The organism is Okeania hirsuta, from assembly GCF_003838195.1.
Taxonomy (GTDB): Bacteria; Cyanobacteriota; Cyanobacteriia; order Cyanobacteriales; family Microcoleaceae; genus Okeania; species Okeania hirsuta.
Window position 1 is genome coordinate 1 of record NZ_RCBY01000658.1, and the last position, 769, is coordinate 769.

2 protein-coding genes are annotated in these 769 nt (G+C 41.9%); one reads left to right on the plus strand and one right to left on the minus strand.

What is annotated here, in order from left to right:
• On the minus strand, positions 1-240 hold a 240-nt coding region (locus D5R40_RS43405; RefSeq protein ID WP_124155925.1), incomplete at its 3' end, for an ATP-binding cassette domain-containing protein.
• Between D5R40_RS43405 and D5R40_RS33515 the strand changes: the two genes are divergently transcribed.
• The gene (locus D5R40_RS33515) at positions 165-638 is read left to right on the plus strand and encodes an ATP-binding cassette domain-containing protein (RefSeq protein ID WP_339379603.1); all 474 of its coding nucleotides are present in this window, start codon (positions 165-167) and stop codon (positions 636-638) included. The genes D5R40_RS43405 and D5R40_RS33515 overlap by 76 nt on opposite strands.
• Positions 639-769: the final 131 nt, after the last annotated feature.

A 769-nucleotide genomic window follows, 5' to 3' on the forward strand; every position in this document is an offset into this window, starting at 1 on the left:
TAAATTATCGCGCACCGTGCCACCAAATAAAAATATTTCTTGTTCCACCATCGACAGAGAATGAGTTAATACTGTGGGCGAAATATTCTCTCTGGGAACACCATCAAACAAAATTTCTCCCTCCCACGGTTGATACAAACCACAGATTAATTTGGCGATCGTCGATGGTGGAACAAGAAATATTTTTATTTGGTGGCACGGTGCGCGATAATTTAACTTTGTGGAACCCGACAATATCAACGACTCAACTGATGAAAGCTTGTCAAGATGCCGTTATCCATGAAGCAGTGATGGCATTTCCTGGTGGATACGATGGTGAGTTATTGGAGGGAGGAGCAAACTTAAGTGGGGGTCAAAGACAGAGGTTAGAAATTGCTCGTGCTTTGGTAAATAATCCCACAATATTAGTAATGGATGAGGCAACGAGTGCTTTGGATGCGGAAACAGAGAAAATGATTGTTGATAATTTGCAGAGTCGGGGGTGTAGTTGTATTATTGTGGCGCATCGGTTGAGTACCATTCGTGATTGCGATGAGATTATTGTCTTGGAAAATGGCGAGGTGGTGCAGCGCGGTACTCATGAGGAAATGTTGCAGGAAGAGGGAGTGTATCGGGAGTTGATTAGTTCTGAGGGGTAATGAGAGAAATGATATCATCATGACTTACGGATAGACATACTTACAGGCTGTTTTGCAACGCACATTATATCACAGAAGTGCGTATAACGCTCTGATTTTGCGTAAATTCTAGTTTAATCAAAAATAATAGG